Here is a 25,265-nt window from a genome sequence, read left to right on the forward strand (position 1 = left end):
ATTGCAGGGGTCTATGAGTCCCCGGCGTCTAACGTTATGAAGAAGGAGGGGAGAACGACTTGGAAGAGGCAGAATGGATTTCAGCTGTGCTTAGCGGCCAAAGCCAAGCTTTTGGACATTTGGTAACGCGTTATCAGGGCATGGTATACAGAGTATGCATCAAAATTACGGGAGAAGCCGAGTCGGCCAAGGATATGGCCCAGGAAGTCTTCATCAAAGCCTACAAGGCGCTCCCCTCCTTCAGGGGACAATCCTCATTCTCCACCTGGCTGTACCGGATTGCTTACAGGACCTGTCTGGACTGGAAACGGGCGAATGACAGAGAGTGGCGGCACCGCAGTACAGCGGATTATACGGAAAATGATTGGGTCACCTCACAGACGCCGGAGCAAGCTGCGCTCCGCAAGGAAGCCTCGGAGGAGCTGGACCAGAATTTAAACAGTCTCACAGAACCGTACCGGTCGGTCGTGCAGCTGTATTATTTTCAGCGTCACTCCTATCAGGAGATCGCCGAGCAGAAAGGCGTCTCAGTCAAAACAGTTGAATCACAGCTCTATAGAGCCAGACAGATGATGCGCAAAAGCGGGGAGGAATGGCGATGAATTGTGCTACAGTCAAAGAATGGATGCCGCATTATATCGAAGGCATGCTGTCTCCAGAAGTGGAGCTGAATATCCGCCTGCACATTGAAGCTTGTCCCGACTGCTCATCGTGGCTGGAGGAAGCTAAAGGGCTTGCTGCACTATGGAGCGATATGGAACGTGGAGTAGACACACTGGAACCTCTGGATTTTCCTGATCTTACCGGAGATGTGATGGCACATATTGAAAAGCTTGAAACGGGACGCCGGGAACGCGCCACAAAAGCGACCATGGCCAGACGCCGTACTGCACCGGGAACCTCGTGGATGCATTATGGAGTTGCTGTAGGCTTGACCTTCCTGCTGCTGCAGTTTGGTGTTTTTGAAGATTTAGCCTATGGAATCAACGAGATCAACGGGCAGATGTCCACTTCGGTGACGGCGTGGTTTAATCCCAAGTGAGCTATTAATAGTAATACTTACAAAAACTTTTAGGAGGATATAGGATGATTAAGAAAAAACGCTGGCTTACCTTTTTCCTGGCACTGGTTCCGGGACTCGGGCATTTATATTTGGGGTTCAAAAAGCTGGGTCTGCAATATATGATCGGAGCCTCGATGTGTATTATGTTCATCCCGTCCATGCCAATGGTATTCCCGTTCGCACTGGCTGCCCTATGGTTCTACCAGCTGTTTGATGCGCTGCAGAAGGCGGCCTGGATGAAGATGGCGGCTGCCGAGCATGAACGCATGATGTTCCACCCCGACAGTTTCGGAGCTCCTTGGAGTATGGGAATGCCTCCTCATATACCAGATTATCCGCATGATGATGTGAATCCGGTTTGGGTTGGCATCGGCTGCGTAGCTGCAGGCTGCATGCTACTGCTGATTACAGCGTTTCCGTGGCTCTGGCGCATCCTCTCCGATATGAATATCGGGTCGATCCTGCTGTCACTGGCTCTCATCGGATATGGCTTTAGAATGCTCAAAAATAACTCAAAAGTATAGAGAAATGGGGATTAAAAGCCATGGGGAGATGGAAAATCGGCAGCTTTACTGCCGCACTAGGCTGCATCGCAGTGGGAGTAATTATAGTTCTGGCCCAAATTGATGTGGTTTCATACGACATCTTGGGTTATCTGTGGCCGGCCCTGCTTATTCTGTTCGGTCTGGAAATGCTGATCCGGCTGTTCTTCCGTTCGGATGTGAAGACCCGTGTCAGCGGATGGGCCATTGTCCTGATTATCGTCCTGGTGGTTGCAAGCGGGGGACAGACCGTACTGGCAGGCGGAACACTGGGCGGAATCTTTGGCAAAACGCAATTGACGCCGCTTAGCGGAACCGTGGACGTGAAGCCGGAGATTAAACAGGTAAAGATTGATTTGCCAAGCGGAAAAGTGAAGATACAGGGAGTAGAAGGAGCTACGCTCAATTACGAGGGCAAGCTCGAATTGCCGGGCAGCTCGGAAAGCGAAGCGGCAAGTGCAATGGAGAAGAAATGGAAGGTGTCAACGGAAGGCGACACGCTGATTCTGAAGCTGGATCTGGAAACGAATTGGCTATCCGGTATTCATTTTGGGATCTACACCAAAGAGCCGTATTTAAACGTCAGTCTTCCGCAGAATCTGGCCGTTGAAGTTGAGACCAGCGACGGATCGATTGAAGCGGGCAGCCTGCAGGCAGGGCTCGAAGTGGATACCAGCAACGGAACCCTTGATATCCACGATATCGCCGGAGGGGTAGATGCCCATACCAGCAATGGAACTATTAGTGCACAGAATGTGCAGGGGGAAACCGAGCTTGTAAGTTCTAATGGTGCAATAACACTTACCAATATTGACGGTTCATTACATGCGAAGAGCAGCAACGGCAGGATCAGCATTAATTCTGCTGTTACAGGCGACTGGGATTTCTCCTCGAGTAACGGTAGAGTCACAGTAAATCTGCCGGCAGCAACGGACGCCAAAATTAAGGCGGATACGAGCAACGGGTCATTGAAGGGCAATGTAGCCTGGGAACGTGATGGGGATAACAATGGAACAGCTGTGCTTGGAAAAGGCACTCATGAGGTATCGTTATCTACCAGCAACGGATCGATAACAGTCGATACAGCCGAATAACAAAAAGCAGGAGCACTCCCACCACAGGCATTATCGGGGGAGTGCTCCTTTTTTGTAGTCAATGAGTATTAGATCATGCCAGGTTACTTTGTCTGTACTGCTTACCAGGCATAAGCATTCGGAGCGGCACCGCCCGGACCCGGGAAGATTTCATCCAGACGTTTCAGTACGCTTTCATCCAGTACAACCTCTAGACAGCGCAGTGCGCTTTCCAGCTGCTCCAGTGTGCGCGGTCCGATAATCGGCGCCGTTACCGCCGGATTAGCGAGCAGCCAGGCAAGAGCGATGTTATCCTGCGGTTCGCCGAGGTCGCGGCTTAAATCGGCAAATTGTTCCAGCTGTTGTTTATATTGTTCTACACGTTCCGGATTACCTCCGCTGCGGCTGCCCTCAATTTTCTTAAGTGCATTACGGCCGAGCAGTCCACCGTCAAGCGGGCTCCAGGGAATAATGCCAAGACCGAGGTTCTGCGACGCAGGCAGCACTTCTAATTCAGGCAGACGGCAGGTCAGGCTGTACTTATGCTGCTCCGATACCAGCCCCAGGAACCCGCGTGCTTTTGCCTCCTGCTGGGCGAGCGCAATATCCCATCCGGCAAAATTGCTGGAACCGACATATCCGATCTTACCCTGGTTTACGGCAAGCTCAAAAGCACCCCACAGCTCATCCCAGGACACTGTACGGTCCACATGGTGCATCTGGTACAGTTCAATGTGATCGGTCTGCAGACGTTGCAGGGATCCTTCCAGATGGCGGCGGATAATGTAGGAGGAGAGACCGCTCTCATCATTGGGCCCGTCAAGCTTATCACTCATGGCACCATAGACTTTTGTGGCCAGCACGACCTTTTCCCGCCGTCCCCCGCCAAGCTTGAACCAGCGGCCGATAATCGTTTCTGTGAGCCCGGAGTTTTCGCCCCATCCGTAAATGTTAGCGGTATCAAAAAAATTGATCCCGGCATCCAGCGCGGCGTCCATAATACGGAAAGCTTCCTTTTCATCCGTAATCGGGCCGAAATTCATTGTGCCCAGACAGAGGCGGCTAACCTTAAGTCCTGACTTACCCAGCTTCGTATACTGCACTTCACCATCACTCCCTTACGATATTAAGTAGCGTCCAAAGATTAACAACATACTAATTGTAAACAACTTAAGAAACAAGAGCAAATTCCGGCCCGGTGTATGAACAGTCCGCAGCTACTGGAGAATTGATGTTATCCTATAGGCAATACCTATCACTTTCATAGAATCTATATCTTTGTCCTTTGGCTCCCGTTATGATACAACAATAGACAGAAGAACTATGTCTGCGTGCAGCAGAACATCTAAGGAGTGACGGAAATGAGCGAGGTTAAAAAAATCGCCGTAATTGCCGGGGACGGAATCGGACCTGAAGTTGTGGCTGAAGCGGAAAAAGTATTGAAAAAAGCAGAGGAGCTGTTCGGCTACACCTTTGAAACCGAGCATGCGCTGTTTGGCGGTATTGCCATTGATGAGCGGGGAACTCCGCTGCCGGAAGATACGCTGGAAATTTGCCGCAGTGCGGATGCTGTACTGCTGGGAGCAGTCGGCGGTCCGAAATGGGACAACAACCCGAAGGAGCTGCGTCCGGAAACCGGCCTTCTGGGTATCCGCAAAGCGCTGGGCCTGTTCTCCAATCTGCGTCCGGCAGTAGTGTTCGATTGCCTGAAGGATGCTTCTACCTTGAAACCGGAAGTACTGGAAGGTACGGACCTGATGGTTGTTCGTGAGCTGACCGGGGGCATCTATTTCGGAGAGAAGCTTCGCCGTCAGGGCGAGCACGGTGAAGAAGCTGTTGATACCTGTGTGTACAATGTAACCGAAGTAGAGCGCATCGTGCGCCAGGCTTTTGAGATTGCCGGTAAACGCCGCAATAAGCTGGCTAGCGTAGACAAAGCGAACGTACTGGAAACTTCCCGCCTGTGGCGTGAGGTTGTTAACCGGATCGCTCCGGAATATCCGCAAGTAGAGCTGGAGCATGTGCTGGTTGATAACTGTGCGATGCAGCTGCTGCGCCGTCCGTCGAGCTTCGACGTCATTGTGACCGAGAACATGTTCGGAGACATCCTGAGCGATGAGGCAGCGATGCTGACCGGATCGATCGGCATGCTGGCTTCAGCATCGCTGGGTGAAGGCAGCTACGGCTTGTATGAGCCGGTACACGGCTCAGCGCCTGACATTGCCGGCCAGGGCCTGGCTAACCCGATTGCGACCATCCTGTCGCTGGCGCTCATGTTCCGTATGACCTTTGGCTACGAGGATGCCGCTGCAGCAATTGAAGCCGCTGTAGCCGAAGTGCTGGATGCCGGACACCGTACCAGTGACATTGCTGTAGATAAGAGTAAAGCCATCAGCACGACTGAAATGGGCGATCTGATCGTTGCTGCAATCCGTAAAGCGTAATCTACCACTGCAGTCCTCCTTTGACGCAGAAAAACAGAAAACTTCACAAAATGTTGCTTATTTATAATAATTATAAAAAAGTAATGAGTGTAATATTGACTTTAATTTGGTGCGATGATACCATTTGGTCTATAGCAATAAGTAAGTGACCAACACATTTAATCAAGAAAAGCATATTGCCTCAGCTCCCTTAAGGGCTGCTAGGAGTGGTTGTTTTTCTTACATAATCAAAGGAGGATTTAAGCAATGGCAGAACGTTTGGTAGGTAAACAGGCTCCGGACTTCACAATGGAAACAGTTACGGGCGACGGTAAAGATTTTGGTAAGGTAAGCTTGTCCGACTATCGCGGCAAATGGCTTGTATTCTTCTTTTATCCGCTCGACTTCACCTTTGTATGTCCTACAGAAATTACAGCACTTAGTGATGCAGCAGCTGACTTCGCGGCACTCGATACTGAGATTCTCGGCGTGAGCATTGACTCCATCCACAGCCACAAAGCATGGATCACTACACCAAAAGACTTGAATGGCCTGGGCCCAGTGAACTTCCCGCTGGCTTCGGACATCACGAAGAAGGTTGCCAGTGATTACGGCGTTCTAATCGAAGAAGAAGGTGTAGCCCTTCGCGGATTGTTCATCATCGATCCTGATGGCGAACTGAAATATGAAGTGGTTAACCATAATGATGTAGGCCGCAGCGTAGAAGAAACGCTTCGTGTGCTTCAGGCTCTGCAATCAGGCGGTCTGTGCGCTATGAACTGGAAACCGGGCGACAAGAACCTGTAAGGGCTGTCTGCTCTTTGAGAGAATGATGAAAACCTCCTTGCGGGAAGATTTCCCGGCGAGGGGGTTTTTTGCAACAAAACACCAGTTTCTGGCAGTGACATCGTTTAAAAATAGGCGGAGCGGTTAATATATAGCCTAAAAGGAGAGGAATCTCCTGCAGGTTATTGTAATACAATAATACGAAATCAATGGAACATACCCAAGGAGGGTGAACAAAAATGAGCTTTTGCTGTGGAGCGAGTATGGTCGGAACGAAGGGAACCCTTAAACATTATCGCACGCAAGTCCATAATGTTCCCCTGCTTTTTTGCCCGGTCTGCCACCGGGTAGAGGTACATTACAAAGTCGAGAACGAGTATGAGATTCTGGCGGAATATGCTCATGGCGATGGAGTTAGCGACGTTGATTTTCAGGATTATGTAATGGAAGACGAAGAGGCGATCTTCGAGAATGTCATTAATATGGAGAGTGAAGATCCGCTGGCGATTGTTCGCAGTCAGATTGACATGGCTCTTGACCTGCTGGGCGTAGCCAAGCAGATTGGGGACAGCAAATGGGAGCGCGAGCTTAAGAAGCGCCTCGCAGTAATGAGTCAGCGGCGCAATCGCCTCCAGCAAAAAGCTTAAGCTCATTATTAATCCAAATAAGTTCCGGATATAGTCTGTTACCAAAGCCTTCGCTACTGCTGCGGAGGCTTTTTTGACGTATCAGAAAGTATCTACTCGGGGTCCCCGACAAGGATCTGGATATGCTTCCATGGAAATCCCACTGTATGGGGAATTTTGCGGGGAAATGCAACCTGGAGCAGCACTATAAGCGGCTTCTTGCATTAGTAATAATATTTAGTATGCCTTAAGAATCATTTTAGCAAGTTTTTTGTCATTCGACAGTTTCTCTGATTGCGTTGTCTTCTTCTCTTGGATATGATTGGAATATAGTTGAAACGGTTGGATAATATAATACGATTTCCGAATGTTCTGGCGGCTTCGTCATATACTCATTTACATAGTAATTTGATGTCGCTTAAGCGTCTACGCCAAATGCAGTAAAAGGGGGAACTTCGTATCGTGATAAGCCAATATCAGGAAAGCTTGCTTTTGCCGGCAAGAATGTTTCAATCCGTATCAATGAACACCACATATGAGGATGTGCTAGAGCACATTGAGAGCGGAATTATGCTTTTTGATGAAGAAGGGGTTCTGGTTTTTGTAAACAAGCAGATGTATGCTTTCCTTGAATTAGCTCGTCATTCACTCCTAGGCTGCACTATGACTCATCTGCTGGCGAATATTCAGTTAAGCCGTTTAAAAAGAAAGCAGGTGCTGCGAGCTTACCGGGAAATGGTGAGAAAAAACAAACCTACTTATGAATTCATAGATGAATATGGCCGTTATTGGCGGGCGACCCTGCGCTCAGGCGAGCAAATGAAGGGAAGCTATTTGTTTATCCTTAAAGAGATTTCCGATTATAAGCTGATTGAGCAGACCGCTTATCAGAACGATAGCCTGGCCATGCTGGGCAAATTATCCGCTTCAATCGCCCATGAGATTCGTAATCCTCTGACAGCGATTCGCGGATTTATCCAATTACTGCATCCGCATCTGCATCAGCTGGGTAAAGAGGAATACGCCAAGATCATTCTGGCCGAGATTGACCGCGCTAATGACATTATTCACGAATTTCTGACGTCATCTAAACCTTCTGTTCCCCAAGTCAGCATGATTCCTGTGTCGGCATTACTGAAAGAGGTTGTATTGCTTACGGAGAGTGAAGCCTTAATGAAGGGCTGCCAAATTAATCTCCATCCGCTTCAAGGCGATATGATCATTTCCGGTGATGCCAAGCAAATGAAACAGGTAGTGCTGAATATGATAAGAAATGCAATGGAAGCGATTACAGAGCGCGCGGATGATTATATAGGCAAGATTGAGGTTGGGGCCCGCAGAGAAGGTGCAGAGGTCCGAATCTTTATCTCTGATAACGGAAAAGGGATGGATCTCTGCACACTCGACAGATTGTTTAATCCATTCTTTACAACGAAGGAAAACGGGACGGGGCTCGGGCTGTCCGTTAGTGACCGGATTATCAAGAATCATGGGGGCTGCATTTCTGTCAGCAGCAGAGTTAACGAAGGGACCCGTTTTGTCATATCCCTGCCGCTAATTCAATAGCGGGATCTGCAAGCTGATTTTTCAGAACCCATACGTTATAATAAGAAATGCTAAAAGGCTGATTCCTGTGATGCACGGCTTAGTGCGGGAAGTCAGCCTTATCTGCGTTTTCATGGCGGATAGTGGTTATAGGAAGAACGGCTGGAGGGAAATATATGATCATTGAATGGAACGGCGGCGGTTCATCTGCTGCCATAACTGGTGATGCCTTATGTGTTATTGTATCCGAAGCCGAGCTGGAGCGGGGCAGTCTTCCGGCAGCATGGAAGTCGAGAATAGAGCCGCTGGCCCAAGCCGGACTTTTTGCAGGGAAGCTAAATCAGACTTATCTATTGACAGCCGGAGATTTGCCTAATCACCCTATTGTCATTTTGGCGGGGAGCGGGAAGGGAATACCGGATGCAGAAGAAATAAGGGTACTGGCTGCCCAGGTTTCCCGCGCTGCAATTCGCCACAAAGTCTCGGTGCTTATCATTCAAATACCAGAGCTGCTCCTGTCTCAGGAGGCTGTAATAGTGGCACAGATGCTTACCGAAGGCCTAGTACTTGGGGGCTACCGCAGGAAGCATTACAAGCAGGAACAGCCTCCTTATAGAGGACTAACCTCTGTAGTGTTTCGTACGGAGCAGCAGATGGGGGCAGCAGTCGACGATAGCTGGAATCAGGGGATACAACGGGGATTGGCCTTTGCTGAAGCGACGAATCTGGCGCGTGATTTAACGAACCTTCCCGGCAATTTGCTGACACCATCCACTCTAGCGGCAGCAGCCATTGAAGTGGCTGAGCGTCACGGCCTTCCGGCTGAAGTGCTGGATGAACGTGAAATTGAACAAAAGGGCATGGGCGGTCTGCTTGCTGTCGGGAAGGGCAGTGTGCATCCGCCGCGGATGATAGCTATTCGTTACCAGGGAACCGGTGACTGGGAGAATGTAATAGGGATAGTCGGCAAAGGAATTACCTTTGACACAGGCGGAATTTCACTGAAAAGAGCACCAGGGATGGAGGATATGATCAGTGACATGGGCGGGGCGGCAGCTGTACTTGGAGTCATTGATGCACTGGGCAGATTGCGGCCGCGGATCAATGTAGTTATGGTCATCCCTGCTGCAGAAAATATGCCCTCAGCTGCTGCCTTTAAGCCAGGGGATGTAATAACCTCTCTTAGCGGAAGAACGATTGAGGTGCTTAATACCGATGCTGAGGGCAGGATAGTACTTGGAGATGCATTGACCTATGCCATGGAATGGGGGGCAGAACGCATCATTGATGTAGCCACGCTTACAGGTGCGGTGCTGTCGATTCTGGGGGATATTGCTACCGGTGCTGTCACTAATGACGAGGCATTTTTACAGGAGTTGCTGGCTGCTTCCAGATTATCAGGGGAGAAAATCTGGCCGCTGCCGGTGTATCCTGAGTTTCGCGAGATGCTGAGAAGTGAAGTGGCGGATATCCGCAACGCAGCCGGAAGATTTGGAGGTGCCACAACGGCGGGCTTATTTATCGGTGAGTTTGCTGAAGGGCGGCCTTGGATTCACCTGGATATCGCCGGAACGGCCTTCCTGTCCAAAGAGCGGGGCGTGAACCCTAAAGGGGCAACAGGAGTTATGGTGCGCACGCTGCTGGAATATTTACTGAATCTTACCAATGGGACAGGTTCAGAACAGGCTGTTGCTTCAGCCGAAAGTTAGAGGATGGTTAAGACGAAAAGCCGCAAGGCTCCAGGGTTCAGGAGCCTTGCGGCTTTTTGTAATCAAAGTGAAATCGTTAAGGTATGAAGGTCTGATTTAGGGTGTTCAGCTGTTCCGCTTAGCCCTCACTTGCGAGGTGAAGGATTGGATGCCCTCCATAATCTTATCGCGTGCATTCTTGTTTTTCAGCAAATAAGCGGCTCCCAATGCTGCGGTAGTAAATAACGTTTTTTTAGTATTCATGGTTATTCCTCCTTAGGTTGTGGTCTGGCTGCAATTGCTTATAACAAACATACCCGATTGCTAAGGAGTTTAAACCTGCTGTATGAAGTTGGCAGTTGAATACCGCTTATTTACAGCTTGTTGTCAGCCGTTCCTGAAGAGCAGGAGAATGGTGAATCCAGCGAAGCAGCCGGACAGCTTTTGCTTTTATCACAGCCGGCGCAAGCACCTTGTTTGCCTTTTTGAACATGCCGGTAAATCATCCAGCCGGAATAACCGAACACTGCAGCTACAATCACAATATTGACTATCATTGTTTGTCCCCGCTTTCTGCAAGAAATCTGCCAATCCAGGCTTTACGACCATCCCAATAAACTTCCGCCCTGGAAAATAATAAGTGATACCATATACGCCAGCACCAGGGAGTAGCCCATGGAGAAGAAGGTCCACTTCCAGGAAGCAGTTTCTTTTTTAATTACCCCTACGGTGGCCAGGCAAGGAATGTAGAGCAGGATAAAGGCCATGAAGCTGATGGAGCTCAGCGGTGTAAATACCTGAGAGATCTGACTTTCCAATCCGGCATTATCCGGAGTGTGATAGATGATATTCATGGTGGAGACTACAACCTCTTTCGCAAGGAAGCCGGGAACCAGCGTAGAGCCGGCCTGCCAGGTTCCGAAGCCGAGCGGTTGCAGCAGCGGTGCAATCAGCCCGCCGAATTTAGCCAAAAAGCTGTTATCCATGTCCACATTGAATCCGGTAGGTCCGGCATAGGACATCAGCCAGATTATTACGGAACCGGCCAGGATAATGGTACCTGCTTTGCGCAGGAAGCCTTTGCCTTTCTCCCAGGTGCTGCGGCCAAGCGTCTTAAGCTGCGGCATACGGTAAGGAGGCAGCTCAATGATGAAGACGGATGACTCATTCTTGAACAAGTGTTTGGAGAACAGCTTGCACAGGATCAGTGCGAATACAACACCGAGCACATACATGGACATAACTGCCGTTGCCTGCTGGGCCGGGAAGAAGACTGCGGCAAACAATAGATAAACCGGCAGCCGGGCAGAGCAGGACATGAGCGGCAACAGGAGAGTTGTGAGCATCCGTTCTTTAGGCTGTTCAATGCTGCGTGCAGCCATGATAGCCGGGACATTACAACCGAAGCCGATAATAAATGGGATAAAGGCTTTGCCGTTTAACCCCATCCGTTCCATTGTGCTGTCCATAAGCAGACTGACACGTGCCATATATCCGGAATCCTCCAGGAAAGAAATCATCAGGAACAGAATAAAAATCTGCGGAACGAAGACAACCACGCCTCCTACCCCGCCGATAATGCCGTCTACAATCAGCGCATGCGTAAATCCTGATGCCCCGATAGTCTGGAGCAGCGAACTAGCACCCTCACTGATGGGGCCGGAAATCCAGCCGTCTACGATATCAGATAAAGGTCCGCCGACCCAGTCAAACGTTGTTTTGAACATTGCATACATAAAAACAAGAAATAGAGGAAGTCCCAAAAACCGGTGGGTCAGAATGGAATCCAGTCTTTCCGTCAGATTATGCGGCTTCTGGGCTGTGGTATCCACTGCCTCAAGACATATGGAATGAATGTATTCCTTACGGGTTGAACGAATCCATTGCGGCAGCGTCAGGGCCAGCTTCTTGTTCTGCAGCTTGGTTTGGCAGGTATCGCAGATTTCCAGCAGGCGGCTGATATTGATGCGTTTGCTCAGCAGCTCGAGCACCACCGGATTCTGTTCCAGCAATTGAAGGGCAACCCAGCGGTGGTTCGGCAAATCTGCAGTTTGCTGCAATTCATGCTGAATGGCCCCGATAGCCTGCTCCACGAGCTCACCATAATGGAGCTTAAAGGTTACTGCAGGGATGCTCGATGTTTTTTCCAGGACACTGAGTACTTGTCCGCTGCCTTTGCCCGTTCTGGCAACCAGCGGCAGTACAGTAATGCCTAAATGCTTCTGCAGGATCTCGGGATTAACATAAATGCCGCGTGCTTTAGCGACATCGATCATATTGAGGCCGAGTACGGTCGGCTTGCCATATTCCAGCAATTGCAGGGTCAGCAGCAGATTCCGTTCCAGCTGTGAGGCATCCACAATATTAACCAGTGCTTCCGGGGATTCCTCGATCAGATACTGCGCGGCAACGCCCTCATCACGGGAAAGGGGGTGCAGGGAGTAGATTCCAGGCAGATCAATCAGCTTGCCGGCGCCATTCTTCAGGCTGCCCACTTTTTTCTCAACGGTTACGCCTGCCCAGTTCCCTACATATTCATAGGAAGAGGTTAATGTATTAAAAAGTGAGGTTTTCCCGGTGTTGGGATTACCTACGAGTGCTATTGAACTCATGAAACATTCACCTCAATCATGGAAGCTTCCTTCCGGCGAATCGCGAACAATTGCCCGTTACATTCCAGTGTAATCGGACCTAAGAAGGGGCCTTTTCCTTTTAGACGGATCATAACGCCTTCGGACACCCCGAGATCTGCAAGACGGCGTCGCAGGATAGGGTTCATACCTTCAATTCTATGAATGGAGCCTATTGAGCCCGGTTGTAGGCGCAGTAATGAGCAGGATGTAGAGGCCATTTTAATCCCTCCAATAGAGACTGATAATCAATCTCATTTACTTTCTTGTACTGTAGCAAATTTTAATAAATTTTGCAGTGATTTATATCATAGCTTAAATGTGCTGAAAACAGTTATGGAAGAGAACAGAAATAATCTTTACATTTTATTCTTCACTAAAGTATGATTGTACGATAATGATTGCATAGTAATCTTATGCTGGCGGAAATAATGTAGGAAATGTTGAAGGGAGAACAAAATGGTGAAGAATAATCAAAGCAAAATTGTCGATTGCACGATTCGTGATGGAGGACTCGTCAACAACTGGGATTTTAGCGTAGAATTTGTGCAGAATCTGTATGCCGGTCTGAATGAAGCCGGTGTTGATTATATGGAAATCGGTTATAAAAACTCTCCTAAGCTGCTAAAAGGAGCAGAAGATGCAGGCCCATGGCGTTTCCTGAATGATGATTTCCTGCGCAAAGTTATTCCTCAAAAGGGAAACACCAAACTGTCGGCGCTGGTAGATATCGGGCGGGTGGACGAAAATGATATTCTGCCGCGCAGCGAGAGTATGCTTGACCTGATCCGTGTTGCCTGCTACAGCAAGGATGTCGACAAAGCACTGCAGCTGGTGCAGACTTTCCATGACCGCGGGTATGAAACAACCATTAATATTATGGCTCTGTCCAATGTGATGGAGAATGAGCTGCTGGAAGCCTTTGAAATGATCCGGGAAAGTGTCGTTGATGTTGTTTATATTGTAGATTCTTACGGCAGTCTCGATCATAACGACATGAAGTACCTGGTGGACAAGTTCAAAACCCATCTTCCTAACAAACGTCTGGGCGTACATACGCACAACAATCTGCAGCTGGCCTTCTCCAATACTCTTATTGCGGCTGAGCTGGGAGTAGAACTGCTGGATGCCTCCTGCTACGGGATGGGACGTGCCGCCGGGAACTGCCCGACTGAGTTGCTGGTTACCCACTTGAAGAATACTAAGTATACGCTGCGTCCGGTTCTTGATATTATCGAGCGTCTGATGATTCCGCTCCGTGAGAAAGAAGAGTGGGGATATATCATTCCATACATGATCACCGGCACTTTAGATGAGCATCCGCGCTCAGCGATGGCGCTCCGTTCATCAGAGGATAAAGATAAGGCTGTCGATTTCTATGACAAGCTGACAACGCCTGAGGTTAGTTTCGGAGATAAATAATCGTCTTCATACAAAAGTGCCGACCTCTGCCTCAGGGGGAGGTGCTTTTTCTTTTAAATATAAGTGGTGAGTGTAACTTTACAGGACGGTACAGCCGATATTTAAATGTAGGGCTTAAATCATTCATTCATCTATATAGTAGATATCATTTTTTTTAGACGCGAGGGACTTATGAGACAAGAAGAGAGAAAGACAATCCAAGCGGCGATTATAGGGGCCGCACTGTTCCTTCTAATTCAGATTTTCCGCACACCGCTTAGTCATATCGAGAATCAGGATGTACTGCTAGCATTCTATCTTATTATCGGCTGCTGCAATATAGCTTTTGGTTTTGCGATTTTTGCCCAAGGATGGCTGTTTTTCTCCGACAAATTATCCAGAGCAAGACTTTATACCTCCGCTTTATTTTTAGGAGTATGCATCTTTGATTTTTTACACACCTTAAGTTTTGTGGGAATTCCTGCAATATCTTCTATGATCAGCACCGATCAATCCCTTTGGCTGCTTACCTTCTCGCGTCTGGCCAGCGCATTCGGCATACTGTTTATTTTCAGCAAGGAAGACCAGCCTGTATCTGTAACGGGTAAAAAAAAGGTGTTCGGTGTATCGCTCGTACTGATTGCCCTTTCGCTGTCACTTCTGATCTTTAGCCATTCCATTGCTCAGGGATTTCCGGCCTACTCCTGGGTAAACACGATGAAGCATCTGGTGGATATGGCGGTGCTGTTTGTCTATCTGCTCAGTGTCGGCATTATTGTATACCCGGGCAGGGTTGAGAAATCTGCCTCTCTGCTCATTATTATCCGCGCCTTGATCTTTTTCGCCTTGGGTCAGGTATTCTTCATGAACCTGTTAAGTGTCGGGGAGATGGACTATCTCTTTGGAATGCTCAGCAGCGGAATATCTTATTATCTGATGCTCACCGGTGTGTACCGGCTGACGATCGATGAACCTTACCATGAGAATCAGCAGGCGGAAGCACGGATTAACTTTTTGGCATATCACGATGACGTGACAGGTCTTCCGAATAGAAGGCGTCTGATGCAGCGTGTGGAAGAAATGATCGTGCAGAGTGAAAAAGATAAAAGCCGTGGATTTTCGGCGCTGGTCATTATGAATATTAATCATTTTAAAAATATCAATGACTCTTTGGGGCATTACGCCGGCGATCTGCTGCTGCAGCTTGTTTCGGAGCGGTTTCAAAATGAGGTTCAGGTGAACGAAGAACTGTTCAGTATGGGGGCAGATGAGTTTGCCTTCTTGATGACGGAGCGGACCGGTGTAGAGAGCTGCCTGGTGCGCGCGTCTGAGCTTTTGCGGCTGTTCGAGACTCCAGTGCAGCTGGAATCCGGTGAATATCATATCTCTCTGAGCCTTGGGATGAGTATCCACCCCGGCGATGGGGATACGGCAGAACAGTTGATCCAGAATGCGGATACGGCTGTCCATAATGCCAAAGAGCAAAACGTGGAGATCCGCCGCTATATACCATCCATGCAGATGAAGGCCAAAGAACGCCTCAAGCTGGAAAACGATCTGCGCCGGGCACTGGAACGTGATGAATTCTATCTTGTCTATCAGCCGCAGGTACGGCTTGAGACCGAAGAAATTGTCGGGATGGAGGCACTGCTGCGCTGGAATCATCCAAAACGGGGGATTGTATCGCCTGTGGAGTTCATTCCGATTGCAGAAGAGAGCGGACTCATCGTTCCCATCGGGGAATGGGTACTGAAAACAGCCTGCCGGCAAAATAAAGAGTGGCAGGCAGCGGGATACCGCCCGATCTGTGTATCCATTAACCTGTCCATGCGCCAGTTTCTACAGCCTAATCTGGCCGGTAAAATTGATGCCATCCTGCAGGAGATCGGTCTGGATCCTTGTTATGTGGATTTGGAAATTACGGAAAGCATGACCTTGGACAAGGAAACCGCTTTTGACCAGCTTAACCGCTTGAAGCGGCTTGGCGTATTCATCAGTATTGATGATTTCGGCACAGGCTACAGTTCCTTGCATTATTTGAAGAATATGCCGATTGACAGGCTGAAGATTGACCGTTCCTTCGTCTCTGAAGTGATGGAAGACAGCAATAATGCTGCGATTGTCTCTACGATTACATCCATGGCCCACCACTTGAAGCTGAAGGTTACCGCTGAGGGCGTGGAGAATAAAGATCAGCTGAACTTCTTGCGCCAGCAGCATTGCCATGAAGCGCAAGGTTATCTGTTCAGCAAACCGGTAATAGCCGCAGAATTTGAAACAGAATTCCTAAAGCCATTAATGGGCGTATCTTTGTAAGCGGAGCGGGTAAGTCATTAGGGTTGCATTTTATTCATCGGAATGATACAATATCTTTTGTCTTCACTTTACGCTCGCGGGTGTAGTTCAATGGTAGAACTTTAGCCTTCCAAGCTAATAGCGTGGGTTCGATTCCCATCACCCGCTCCAATTATTAACTTCTGAAATCCTTGTTATGCAAGGGTTTTTTTTATTTGTTTATTTGTAAGTCAATAGCTGCAATTCTGGGTTTGTTTATTTTGTTGTCATCATCTCAAAGGCTTTTTTTATTTAATCCGGTATCATGCATAAATAAGCCAGGGTTTCCGCAGTATCTGCGGGACCCTGGCTTTATTGTTGTGTATTGCTGCAAATTGCTTGCCTGAGTTATACCGTCTTCAGGAACTCTACAATTGTAAGCAGGCCCTTATCAAAGTTCTCCAGGTTAAAGTGCTCATCGGGAGCGTGCAGGTTCTCGTCATCAAGACCAAAGCCCATCAGGACAACCGGTGCCTTTAGAATGCGGGAGAAGCTCTCCATAATCGGGATCGATCCCCCGTCTTTGGTGAAGAGGGCGCGGGTCCCGTATACTTTGCCAAAAGCATCTGCAGCCGTCTGCAGAATCGGGTTCGAAGGATCAATGTTGAAGGCGCGCGCTTTTTCCATCTGCTTCACATGTACCTTTGCCCCTGCCTGGATGTTGGCATTCAGATGAGCTTCCACAGCATCCAGAATATGCTGCGGATCCTGGTCGCCGACCAGGCGGCAGGTAATCTTGGCATGAGCTTCCTTAGGAATGACGGTTTTGCTGCCTTCCCCCTGGAAGCCGCCGTAGACACCGTTAAGCTCAAGCGTCGGACGGGCGCCGACCCGCTCAACAAAGCTGTAGCCTTCTTCACCGTACAGCTGATCGAGGCCGAGGGATTCTCTGATCTTCTCTTCATTCACACCCTGTTTGGCGAACTCTTCACGCAGCAGCGGGGAGAGCTCAGGTACGCCCTGGTAGAAGCCTTCAACAGCTACGCGGCCTTTGTCATCATGAAGCGAACTGAGCAATGAGACTAGCGCGTGCAGCGCATTGGGTACCCCGCCGCCGTAAGAGCCGGAGTGCAAATCGGTGGAAGCCGTATGGACGCTGACTTCAAGGGAGCAGAGGCCGCGAAGACCGGTGCAGATCGCCGGGCGTCCGCGTTCCAGGAGGGCGGTGTCGGAGACGAGTACTGCATCCGCTGCCAGCTTATCCTTGCTTGCTTCCAGGAACGGCGGCAGATTTACGCTGCCGATTTCTTCTTCGCCTTCGATGCACAGCTTGATATTGACTGGCAGTGTGCCTTCCTGCTTAAGGATAGCTTCGATGGCTTTGATGTGCATGAACACCTGGCCTTTATCGTCAGTAGCTCCGCGTGCATAGAGCTTGCCGTCGCGGATTTCCGGTTCGAACGGAGGCGTTGTCCACAAGTTCAGCGGATCTACCGGCTGCACGTCATAGTGACCGTAAACCAGAATAGTCGGCTTCCCTGGAGCATGCTGGTAATCTGCATATATCACCGGATGGCCCGCGGTAGGATGGATTTCAATATTCTCCAGTCCGGCACGTTTCAGGGTATCTGTCAGCCAATGGGCTGCCGAGTTCACGTCCTCTTTATGCACAGAAAGGGCAGAGATACTGGGAATGGCCAGCCATTCCTTCAGTTCAGAGAGCTGAGCTTCGCGCTCAGCCTGGAAATATTGTTCATAAGTCATAGTGAATATGTACCTCCTTGGAGTTTCGCTGCGCAAAACCGTCCAGATAAGCTAAAATCCTGAACCGGGCCGTTAATTGACCACCGGCTAGTTTGGCAGTGTAATGCATCCATTATACTGGAGAACTCACTATGGATCAAAACAGATTACAAATCGGCTTACCAGCCGATCCCGGGCCGGTGTTTATAATAGCGATTGTTTTCATATTAGATCAGTTCCCTTCCGGTTGTTGATTACGTTCAGTAACCATGCTAGACTTAACTGACCTATGGCGCAAGAAGGCACTATTAAATGCTTAGGTTACATGGAGGTAACCATTATGGACCGATCATTCACTGAGCAAGAGCGGCTGCAGCCGCTGCTGGAGGATTGCACCATTGCCCGGCAGATTTTAGACCGGGTCGGCGACAAATGGAGTGTGCTGATAATCGTCAATCTCGGTTCCGGGCCCTTGCGGTTCAAGGAGCTGCAGCGGCGCTCCGGCGGAATCTCACAGCGGATGCTGACCCAGACCCTCCGCTATCTGGAGCGCGATGGAATCGTCTGGCGGAAAGCAACACCCACGGTCCCCTTAACCGTTGAATACGGTTTAACCGCGCTGGGAGAGTCCCTGCTGCAGCCGCTGACTACTCTGGTCGGATGGGTAAACGGGAATCGTGAAGAAATTACCAGTGCGCGTATAAGCTATGACAGCAGGCAAGAGGATGCCTTAACGGTAGATGGCCTGGAAGAAACAACAGCGCCGCCAGCGGCGGAAGCGATAGGAGCGGAATAATAGTGTCAGCGAATTCACAATCAGGTTTGGAGCATGAAATGAAGCAAGTTCAGACGGGAGAGATTCCCGCTTATATTTATACATATGCCTGTTCCGGGGACGAGCTGGATTTATGCGGTATGGAGCTGCGCTGTTTGTTTGGCCAGGCAATTCCTCCGGGGATCTTCGCCAGCAGTATCAATGTAGAAGTCAGCCGCAGTCCGTTTATCAAGGAACGGATAGATGTAATGTACGCCGGAGACAGCCTGCCGGAAATTTATAAGCAGACAGAGCAGGTAGAGGTGGACGGAAAGACCTTTAAGGTGATCTTCGTGAAGACCAATGATTTGTCCCCGGAGGACAAAATAGCGTACGATGAACGCAGAGTGATTGAGCGGGAAATCGGCCTGCGCATCGAGGGAGAGGCGGATGTAAACCGTCCGGAGCTAGTCTACGGGATTGTAACGCTGGGCGGCCGCTGGTACTTTGGGACCTATCATAAGAACCAAGCGACCTGGTTCCGCCAGATGAAGAAACCGCGCAGTTACTCCATTGCGCTCAGTACGCGCGTGGCCCGGGCAGCAGTCAACATGGCTGTGCCGCAGCCGGCCGGTATCAGAGCTATCGATCCTTGCTGCGGCATCGGAACGGTAATGGTCGAAGCGCTGTCTATGGGGATAGATATTGTCGGGCGTGACATTAATCCCTTCATTGCGGCGGGAGCACGGACGAATATTGCCCATTTCGGCTTTGAAAGTGAGGTTACCCTGGGTGATATCGCTGACATAACGGAGCATTACGATGCAGCGGTTGTGGACATGCCTTATAATTTGTACTCCAGCATCACGCCGGAAGAGCAGTTTGATATTCTGGTCAATGCCCGCAGAATTGCTGACCGGGTTGTCATTGTAGCCATTGAAGCGATGGACGAAATGATCGGGGCTGCCGGGTTTGAAATTATAGACCGCTGTGTGGCCAAAAAAGGCCTGTTCTCCCGTCATTTGATGCTGTGCAGATAACTTAATCCGCAGAAACATAAAAACTTGAGTGGAGGCGCTGCTGTGATGGAAGCGAAATGGTTAACCTGGGCCAAGGAAATTCAGGGCATTGCCCAGACGGGTCTTACATACGCTAAGGATGTTTACGATATTGAGCGGTATCAGGCGCTGCGTGAGCTTAGCGTAGATATTCTGGCGAATTATACGTTTGAGAGCAAGGAGAAGATCCGGCTCGCTTTTGCAGAGGATGAGGGATACTGTACACCAAAGGTGGATATCCGCGGCGTTATTTTTCAGGACGGGAAAATATTGCTGGTCCGCGAGAAGCTCGACGGCAACTGGGCGCTTCCCGGGGGCTGGGGGGATATCGGGCTGTCACCGAGTGAGGTGGCTGTCAAGGAGATCGCCGAAGAGTCGGGTTATCAGGCTGAAGCGGTTCGGCTGCTCGCTGTGCTGGACAAAAAGTTCCATAATCACCCGCCGGAGCCGTATCATGTATACAAATTTTTCATTCTGTGCCGGATTACAGGAGGAGAAGCAGCGGAAGGTGTAGAAACTAACGGAGTCGGCTTTTTTGGTGAAGATGAACTGCCTGAGCTGTCCCAGGAACGGAATACGGAAAAGCAGATCAAGATGCTTTTCGAATTCTTAAAAAATCCTCAAAAGCCAGTCATATTGGACTAGGGAAGTGCATATAATGTATGACAAAGTGAAATATAAGTTTTAATTAGGCAAAAACTGGTTAATAATAATTATGAAAGCCTTTACAAAAAACATCCGCTGAGCCTTTATATCTAAAAAATTATCCGGAAACATAACTTTTTGGGCCGGGCGGTCTACATTTTTTCCTCTACTGTGACGATAAGATATTTTAGGAGGGGATCGCATGGAACAAGAAGAGTTGAGACTTCCGCTTACACAGGAGAGTGTAACACGTCCTGCCGAAGGCAATATTGCTACCGGACTGGTATGGGGTATTCTGATCAGCATTCCCTTATGGATCTCAGTATTCGGCTGGATCACAGGAATCTGGCGGTAAACAGCGTCCGCAGAATTATATCCTACATGAATTGCAACTATACATTGAAGGCTGCCTCTCCGCCACGGAAGAAGCGGCCTTTTTAATTCACTGCACATATTGCTTCCACCAAAAAAAAGCTGTGCCCCTGTTTAAGGAGGGCACAGCTTTTTGCTTCTGGTTACGGCATTTGCTTCACATGCACCACACGGAAGTTCTCACACACTACTTTCATTGTGGGGTCGAAGGACATGCCGTAGCGATTAAATTCTCTTGTGAAATACACTTCGTGCTCATGCCGCCACGATTTCAGCGAACGGTCATCTTCGCCCTCGGAATAAGCGAATTCCGCAGTCACTTCATTAAAGGGGACGGTCTCGATATGCGTTGTCTCGATGATTACCCTCGGCGTACCGTCTCCATCCAGCAGGATGGAGTGGCCGCCGATAAAAGGCAGACTCAATCCCTGCTGTTCGAACAGTACCTTATTGGAGGCAGTCCCCGTCTTAATTCCTTGCAGTACCAGTTCCAGGAGCTCATTTGCCAGCCGGGGGCTGTCACCGAAGGCCCATGCACTGTCGTATTTATCCGCTGCCTCCGGGTGCTCCTCTACATATGCGTTCCAATAGTCTGCTATAGCTGTGTTTTCAGTCATTCTATTCACCTTCTCCCCTTAAATTAATTCCGCTTCGTTCATCCAGGCTGTATATAAGTCATCCAGCTGGGTCTGCGCGGCATCCCGCGAGCGCTGAAGCTCAGCCAGCTTCAGTGCATCGCTGGCGATGGAGGGCTCCAGCATCTCGGCATCTATCCGGCTCACCCGTTCTTCGGCTGCCGCGATCTCTTCCTCCCAGCGGACCGCAGTGAGCGGTTTGCGGGAGGAAGCGGGAGGAGTGGAGCTGCTGCTTCGTGCGGAATCACTTTTCGGCGGAGCGCCGGCTTTGGAACCGGCTGCCTCTGCTTCTGAAGAACGGACAGCGGCTTTCTCGCCCTGCTTCTCTTTGTAATATTCATAATTCCCTGAGAATGCATGGAACCGGCCGTCTTCAATCGACCACAGCTTGCCGAAGCAGCGGTTGATGAAATAGCGGTCATGGGATACCGCCAGCACCGTGCCGGGGAATTCCTCAAGCGCCTCTTCCAGTGCCTCTCGGGAATCGATGTCCAGATGGTTGGTCGGCTCATCAAGGATGAGCAGGTTTGGACGGCGGTGCATCAGCACCGCGAAGCGCAGCCGCGTCCACTCTCCGCCGGACAGATTGGTGATGTCCTTAAACACATCACTGCCGTAGAAGAGGAAGCGGGCAAGCTGTCCGCGGGCTTCGCCTTCCTCCAGTTCCGCCTCTTCGCGGAAATAACGCAGTACAGACAGCTTGCCGTCCTCAGGCACGGCTTCCTGGGCGAGATAGCCTACAGCTGCCCGTGAGCCCAGTGTACAGCTTCCGCTGTCCGGGGCCTCCTGGCCGAGAATCATCCGGAGCAGTGTACTTTTGCCGGCGCCGTTGCCTCCGATGAGTGCGGTGGTTTCTCCGTATCTCAGGATATCGCTGGCTCCTGTGAAGAGGACGCGGCTGCCATAGCTTTTGCTGATCTGGTCCAGGATAACGACCTGATTGCCGGTCCGGTCATCCTGCTGCAGCTGCAGATCCATCGCTTTGCGCTCCAGGACCGGACGTTTGACCTTGACCATCCGGTCCAGTGCCTTTTGCATCGAAGCGGCCCGGCGGTGAAAGGAAGGATTCGGCGGATTGGAGCGGTTGCCCCATTCGATCAGCCGTTTGATGCTTTCCTGCATCTGTTTGATTTTCTTTTGCTGCTCCTGGTAATCGGCGAACTGCTGAAGCAGCCGGGCCTCCTTCTCTATCTGATAACCACTGTAATTAGTGTGGTAGGTAATGGCTTCACCGTCTTCAATTTCAACTACCTTCCTGACGACGGCATCGAGGAAATAGCGGTCATGGGAAATGGCCAGTACGGTGCCATCATAGGTCTGGAGGTACTGCTCCAGCCATTCGATAGCCTCCATGTCCAGGTGATTGGTCGGCTCGTCGAGCAGCAGAACGTCGGGACGTCGCAACAGCAGCTCTGCAAGACCGACCTTTGTTTTCTCGCCGCCGGAGAGGGAAGCGAACACGCGGTTATATTGGGAGGCAGCGATGCCAAGGCCAGCCGCGACGCGCTGGATAGAGGAGTCGATCTCATAGCCTCCGGCCGCTTCGAATTTCTCCTGCAGGCTGCCGTATTCCTTGAGGAGCCTATTCCACGCAGCTTCTTCGCTGCCGGCATCCAGTCCCGACATTTGCTGCTCCAGCTCCCGCAGCCGGCTCTGCCACGCGAGAGGTTCGGCAAAGCTGCGCTGCAGAACGGCATAGACAGTTTCCTGAGCGTCAGCTTCTTGGATCTGTGCGAGCAGGCCGACAATACTGCCCCGGCGGATGGATATTTGTCCTTGATCCGGACGTTCTTCTCCGCTCAGCAGCCGGAAGAGAGTGGTTTTGCCGCAGCCGTTGCGGCCTATGAGGCCGATCTTTTCGCCCTGGCGGATATCGAAGGTGATGTCACTCAGTACGAGCTGGGCACCGTGGTATTTTTGAACATTTTGACATGAGATGATCATGTGTATTCTCCTTTTTAGAATGCCCTGAGCCGCTTGATCAGGATGGGGGCCGGAAAAGAACATAAAAAGGCCGCGAGGAAATTTCCCCGCGGCCTTGAACAGTTCTCCGGTCTGGTTTATCCGTTGAAGTGTGGCTGGAAAGGCATTTCACAATGGTTTAGTGTTATTAAATTCTTGTAAATGGACAGACTTCTCCCGTTGTCGGCATTTACATGAACGATGCCAGCCATAGCGATAGGCAGCCGGCTAATAACACTGTTGGTCCAATTGCGATCCATTCCTCCACACCTCCTTCGTAACAAATTTAAAGTTAGTTTAACCAATATCGGCAGAATAAGCAAGGGCAAAAGGGATTTTTTACCGCATATAACTCCGGCGGCACAAGTAGGATGTTAGGGAGCGGTGCTGGCCGCCCAAATTTCTTTTACGGGAAAGAGGAGAGACTATGGCGATTTTTAACGGGCTCCTGGGCAATGCAACCCAGGTTGAGCTAGCCGATGTACAGCGGGAATATGCGCGGATTCTGGCCCCTCAGGAGAAGATTGAACGGGCATATAAGCTAATCAGGGATATGTTTATTTTTACGGATAAACGGCTGATTCTCGTTGATAAACAGGGCGTAACCGGCAAGAAGACACAGTACCATTCTATACCCTATAAGAGTATTTCCCATTATTCCGTGGAGACGGCGGGCCACTTTGATCTGGATGCGGAGCTGTGCCTGTATGTATCCGGCAGTGCCCTGCCGCTGAAGAAGACGTTCAATAAATCGGTCAATATTTACGAGGTGCAGGCGGTGCTGTCGCAGTATATTTTGAAATGAAGGCCTGATTGTTCCGGCAGCGGCTAGACCGTATAAGGAAGCAGAAACGCTCCATAGGCAAAAGCGGCAACAATCACAAGTGCGGGATGCAGCTTCAGCCACTTCATGGCGGCAAAAGCTATTACGGCAATGATGAGTGTCTGCCAGATCCCGATGCCTTCTGCCGGACTTTTAGCCATTTGAATCGTAAGCACAGTCATCATAATAGCGATTACCGGTTGTACGAGCAGAGTCATCCCTTTTACGACAGGAGACTGTTTATATTTCTGCATGACTTGAAGCAGGATGATCAGGGCAGCGGCAGAAGGGAGGACTGTAGCAAGCAGCGCTACAATGACTCCAATCCAGCCAAAGACATCATAGCCGACGTAAGCGGCGATTTTGGTGGCAATCGGACCAGGCAAGGCATTGCCAAGCGCCAGCATATTGGAAAATTGTTCATCCGTGAGCCATCCGTAATGCGGGACTATTTCCTCATACATCAACGGAATGGAGGAGGGGCCGCCGCCATAACCGAGCAGATTAGCCATGAAAAATCCGAAGATCAGTTCTAGCCATTCCATTAGGCGGTCCCCCCCTTCTTATTCTTCCCCGCAAGTATCCGGTAATGAACCGTTCCGTAACCGAGATAGAGCACAATGACGATGGCCGGGTGCAGATGCAGTACTTCCAGCAGCACCAGCGCCAGTACGAGAAAAGCTGTTCCAATCCATTTTCCAAGCCCTTTGAAGGCTTTTTGTGCGAATTCGTACGCCATCATTCCGAGCATCACCGCTATGACGGGCGAAACGGCGGCGATCATTCCCGCCACGGTTTTGGAGCCGCTTAAATAATTGACGGCAGAGAGCAGGGCGATCATAGCGATACAACTGGGCAGGATATGCGCCAGCACGGAGAGTATGGCCCCGCGGACTCCTTTTAGCTTATAGCCGAGATAGGCGGCCATTTTGGTGGCGATCGGTCCCGGCAAGGCGTTTGCGATAGCCAGCGTCTCACCGAACTCGTCATCTGTCAGCCAGCCGTACCGGGTTACGGCATCATGCCGGATCAGCGGGATGACAGACGGGCCTCCGCCGTAGCCGAGAATTCCCGTTCTGCACATCGCCACCGCAAGCTGCACATATTCATTATTGGTCGATTTCACGGGACTCCCCCTAAAAGTTTAGAAGCTTAGTCTGAGTTTGACTCATTCTATAACAACTGGTATTAGGGCAACTACTGCACATGCCGTATTTGCGTA

General features: G+C 50.1%; 27 protein-coding genes and 1 tRNA gene. 17 read left to right on the forward strand and 11 right to left on the reverse strand.

Annotated elements, in window-relative coordinates:
* The first annotated feature begins 59 nt into the window (after positions 1-59).
* Genes QU597_RS06455 through QU597_RS06470 form a run of 4 tightly spaced genes read left to right on the forward strand, consistent with a single transcriptional unit; the run spans position 60 to position 2,699 of the window.
* Positions 60-602, forward strand: a complete 543-nt coding sequence (locus QU597_RS06455; RefSeq protein ID WP_310831874.1) for an RNA polymerase sigma factor — start codon at positions 60-62, stop codon at positions 600-602.
* Complete coding sequence (locus QU597_RS06460) at positions 599-1,042, forward strand: zf-HC2 domain-containing protein (protein WP_310831875.1); 444 nt, start codon at positions 599-601, stop codon at positions 1,040-1,042. The genes QU597_RS06455 and QU597_RS06460 overlap by 4 nt, the downstream gene beginning before the upstream one ends.
* A gap of 44 nt (positions 1,043-1,086) precedes the next feature.
* Positions 1,087-1,587 (forward strand): hypothetical protein, encoded by a 501-nt coding sequence (locus tag QU597_RS06465; RefSeq protein ID WP_206103613.1) that lies wholly within the window; start codon positions 1,087-1,089, stop codon positions 1,585-1,587.
* A gap of 20 nt (positions 1,588-1,607) precedes the next feature.
* Positions 1,608-2,699 carry a DUF4097 family beta strand repeat-containing protein gene (locus tag QU597_RS06470; RefSeq protein ID WP_310831876.1) on the forward strand — a complete coding sequence of 364 codons (1,092 nt, stop codon included), beginning with the start codon at positions 1,608-1,610 and terminating at the stop codon, positions 2,697-2,699.
* 101 nt (positions 2,700-2,800) lie between these two features.
* On the opposite strand, the gene QU597_RS06475 is transcribed toward QU597_RS06470, so the two are convergent.
* Positions 2,801-3,781: an aldo/keto reductase gene (locus tag QU597_RS06475; protein ID WP_310831877.1), complete on the reverse strand. Its 981-nt coding sequence runs from the start codon at positions 3,779-3,781 to the stop codon at positions 2,801-2,803.
* A gap of 258 nt (positions 3,782-4,039) precedes the next feature.
* Between QU597_RS06475 and leuB the strand changes: the two genes are divergently transcribed.
* From leuB to QU597_RS06500, 5 genes are all read left to right on the forward strand, one after another.
* Complete coding sequence (gene leuB, locus QU597_RS06480) at positions 4,040-5,122, forward strand: 3-isopropylmalate dehydrogenase (protein WP_206103616.1); 1,083 nt, start codon at positions 4,040-4,042, stop codon at positions 5,120-5,122.
* 246 nt (positions 5,123-5,368) lie between these two features.
* Entirely contained in the window at positions 5,369-5,908 is a 540-nt protein-coding gene (locus QU597_RS06485) for a peroxiredoxin (protein ID WP_310831878.1), read from the forward strand.
* 218 nt (positions 5,909-6,126) lie between these two features.
* On the forward strand, positions 6,127-6,534 hold the full coding sequence (locus tag QU597_RS06490) for a hypothetical protein (RefSeq protein WP_310831879.1): 408 nt from the start codon (positions 6,127-6,129) through the stop codon (positions 6,532-6,534).
* A 441-nt stretch (positions 6,535-6,975) separates the two neighbouring features.
* Positions 6,976-8,079, forward strand: a complete 1,104-nt coding sequence (locus QU597_RS06495; RefSeq protein WP_310831880.1) for an ATP-binding protein — start codon at positions 6,976-6,978, stop codon at positions 8,077-8,079.
* A gap of 155 nt (positions 8,080-8,234) precedes the next feature.
* A complete protein-coding gene (locus tag QU597_RS06500) occupies positions 8,235-9,767 on the forward strand; it encodes a leucyl aminopeptidase (protein ID WP_310831881.1) in 1,533 nt (510 codons plus the stop codon).
* A gap of 105 nt (positions 9,768-9,872) precedes the next feature.
* On the opposite strand, the gene QU597_RS06505 is transcribed toward QU597_RS06500, so the two are convergent.
* From QU597_RS06505 to QU597_RS06520, 4 genes are all read right to left on the reverse strand, one after another.
* Positions 9,873-10,010 (reverse strand): hypothetical protein, encoded by a 138-nt coding sequence (locus QU597_RS06505; RefSeq protein ID WP_167347598.1) that lies wholly within the window; start codon positions 10,008-10,010, stop codon positions 9,873-9,875.
* A gap of 110 nt (positions 10,011-10,120) precedes the next feature.
* Positions 10,121-10,303, reverse strand: coding sequence for a FeoB-associated Cys-rich membrane protein (locus QU597_RS06510; RefSeq protein ID WP_310831883.1), 183 nt, complete (start codon positions 10,301-10,303; stop codon positions 10,121-10,123).
* A 42-nt stretch (positions 10,304-10,345) separates the two neighbouring features.
* On the reverse strand, positions 10,346-12,358 hold the full coding sequence (gene feoB, locus QU597_RS06515) for a ferrous iron transport protein B (RefSeq protein ID WP_310831884.1): 2,013 nt from the start codon (positions 12,356-12,358) through the stop codon (positions 10,346-10,348).
* A complete protein-coding gene (locus QU597_RS06520; RefSeq protein ID WP_054939366.1) occupies positions 12,355-12,597 on the reverse strand; it encodes a FeoA family protein in 243 nt (80 codons plus the stop codon). Before QU597_RS06520 ends, feoB begins: the two co-directional genes overlap by 4 nt.
* A gap of 238 nt (positions 12,598-12,835) precedes the next feature.
* Here QU597_RS06520 and QU597_RS06525 point away from each other — a divergent pair, with 238 nt between their 5' ends.
* The 3 genes from QU597_RS06525 to QU597_RS06535 all read left to right on the forward strand — a co-directional run bounded on the left by QU597_RS06525 (position 12,836) and on the right by QU597_RS06535 (position 16,243).
* A complete protein-coding gene (locus QU597_RS06525; RefSeq protein WP_054939367.1) occupies positions 12,836-13,798 on the forward strand; it encodes an aldolase catalytic domain-containing protein in 963 nt (320 codons plus the stop codon).
* A gap of 171 nt (positions 13,799-13,969) precedes the next feature.
* Positions 13,970-16,093, forward strand: a complete 2,124-nt coding sequence (locus QU597_RS06530) for a bifunctional diguanylate cyclase/phosphodiesterase (RefSeq protein ID WP_310831885.1) — start codon at positions 13,970-13,972, stop codon at positions 16,091-16,093.
* A gap of 76 nt (positions 16,094-16,169) precedes the next feature.
* Positions 16,170-16,243: transfer RNA gene (locus QU597_RS06535), tRNA-Gly, on the forward strand.
* Between the two features lie 216 nt (positions 16,244-16,459).
* Here the strand turns inward: QU597_RS06535 and QU597_RS06540 are convergent.
* Positions 16,460-17,815: a dipeptidase gene (locus QU597_RS06540; protein ID WP_310831886.1), complete on the reverse strand. Its 1,356-nt coding sequence runs from the start codon at positions 17,813-17,815 to the stop codon at positions 16,460-16,462.
* Positions 17,816-18,134: 319 nt separating this feature from the next.
* Between QU597_RS06540 and QU597_RS06545 the strand changes: the two genes are divergently transcribed.
* The 4 genes from QU597_RS06545 to QU597_RS06560 all read left to right on the forward strand — a co-directional run bounded on the left by QU597_RS06545 (position 18,135) and on the right by QU597_RS06560 (position 20,606).
* Positions 18,135-18,590 carry a winged helix-turn-helix transcriptional regulator gene (locus tag QU597_RS06545; protein WP_310831887.1) on the forward strand — a complete coding sequence of 152 codons (456 nt, stop codon included), beginning with the start codon at positions 18,135-18,137 and terminating at the stop codon, positions 18,588-18,590.
* A gap of 38 nt (positions 18,591-18,628) precedes the next feature.
* The gene (locus tag QU597_RS06550) at positions 18,629-19,588 is read left to right on the forward strand and encodes a TRM11 family SAM-dependent methyltransferase (protein WP_310833248.1); all 960 of its coding nucleotides are present in this window, start codon (positions 18,629-18,631) and stop codon (positions 19,586-19,588) included.
* Between the two features lie 45 nt (positions 19,589-19,633).
* Positions 19,634-20,251, forward strand: coding sequence for an NUDIX hydrolase (locus QU597_RS06555; RefSeq protein WP_310831888.1), 618 nt, complete (start codon positions 19,634-19,636; stop codon positions 20,249-20,251).
* Between the two features lie 202 nt (positions 20,252-20,453).
* Positions 20,454-20,606, forward strand: a complete 153-nt coding sequence (locus QU597_RS06560) for a hypothetical protein (RefSeq protein WP_236336393.1) — start codon at positions 20,454-20,456, stop codon at positions 20,604-20,606.
* A 160-nt stretch (positions 20,607-20,766) separates the two neighbouring features.
* Here the strand turns inward: QU597_RS06560 and QU597_RS06565 are convergent, their stop codons facing one another.
* The 3 genes from QU597_RS06565 to QU597_RS06575 all read right to left on the reverse strand — a co-directional run bounded on the left by QU597_RS06565 (position 20,767) and on the right by QU597_RS06575 (position 23,480).
* Positions 20,767-21,240 (reverse strand): ASCH domain-containing protein, encoded by a 474-nt coding sequence (locus QU597_RS06565; RefSeq protein ID WP_310831889.1) that lies wholly within the window; start codon positions 21,238-21,240, stop codon positions 20,767-20,769.
* Positions 21,241-21,258: 18 nt separating this feature from the next.
* The gene (gene abc-f, locus QU597_RS06570; protein WP_310831890.1) at positions 21,259-23,202 is read right to left on the reverse strand and encodes a ribosomal protection-like ABC-F family protein; all 1,944 of its coding nucleotides are present in this window, start codon (positions 23,200-23,202) and stop codon (positions 21,259-21,261) included.
* Between the two features lie 116 nt (positions 23,203-23,318).
* Positions 23,319-23,480: a hypothetical protein gene (locus QU597_RS06575; protein ID WP_167347599.1), complete on the reverse strand. Its 162-nt coding sequence runs from the start codon at positions 23,478-23,480 to the stop codon at positions 23,319-23,321.
* A gap of 167 nt (positions 23,481-23,647) precedes the next feature.
* Here QU597_RS06575 and QU597_RS06580 point away from each other — a divergent pair, with 167 nt between their 5' ends.
* Positions 23,648-24,025 (forward strand): PH domain-containing protein, encoded by a 378-nt coding sequence (locus QU597_RS06580; RefSeq protein WP_054939376.1) that lies wholly within the window; start codon positions 23,648-23,650, stop codon positions 24,023-24,025.
* Between the two features lie 23 nt (positions 24,026-24,048).
* On the opposite strand, the gene chrA is transcribed toward QU597_RS06580, so the two are convergent.
* Together chrA and chrB are read right to left on the reverse strand one after the other, a co-directional pair.
* Positions 24,049-24,588, reverse strand: coding sequence for a chromate efflux transporter ChrA (gene chrA, locus QU597_RS06585; RefSeq protein ID WP_310831891.1), 540 nt, complete (start codon positions 24,586-24,588; stop codon positions 24,049-24,051).
* Positions 24,588-25,169, reverse strand: coding sequence for a chromate efflux transporter ChrB (gene chrB / locus QU597_RS06590; protein WP_369698841.1), 582 nt, complete (start codon positions 25,167-25,169; stop codon positions 24,588-24,590). Before chrB ends, chrA begins: the two co-directional genes overlap by 1 nt.
* Positions 25,170-25,265 lie beyond the last annotated feature (96 nt).

The sequence above is a fragment of the Paenibacillus pedocola genome (assembly GCF_031599675.1).
In the GTDB taxonomy this organism is placed as follows: Bacteria; Bacillota; Bacilli; order Paenibacillales; family Paenibacillaceae; genus Paenibacillus_AQ; species Paenibacillus_AQ pedocola.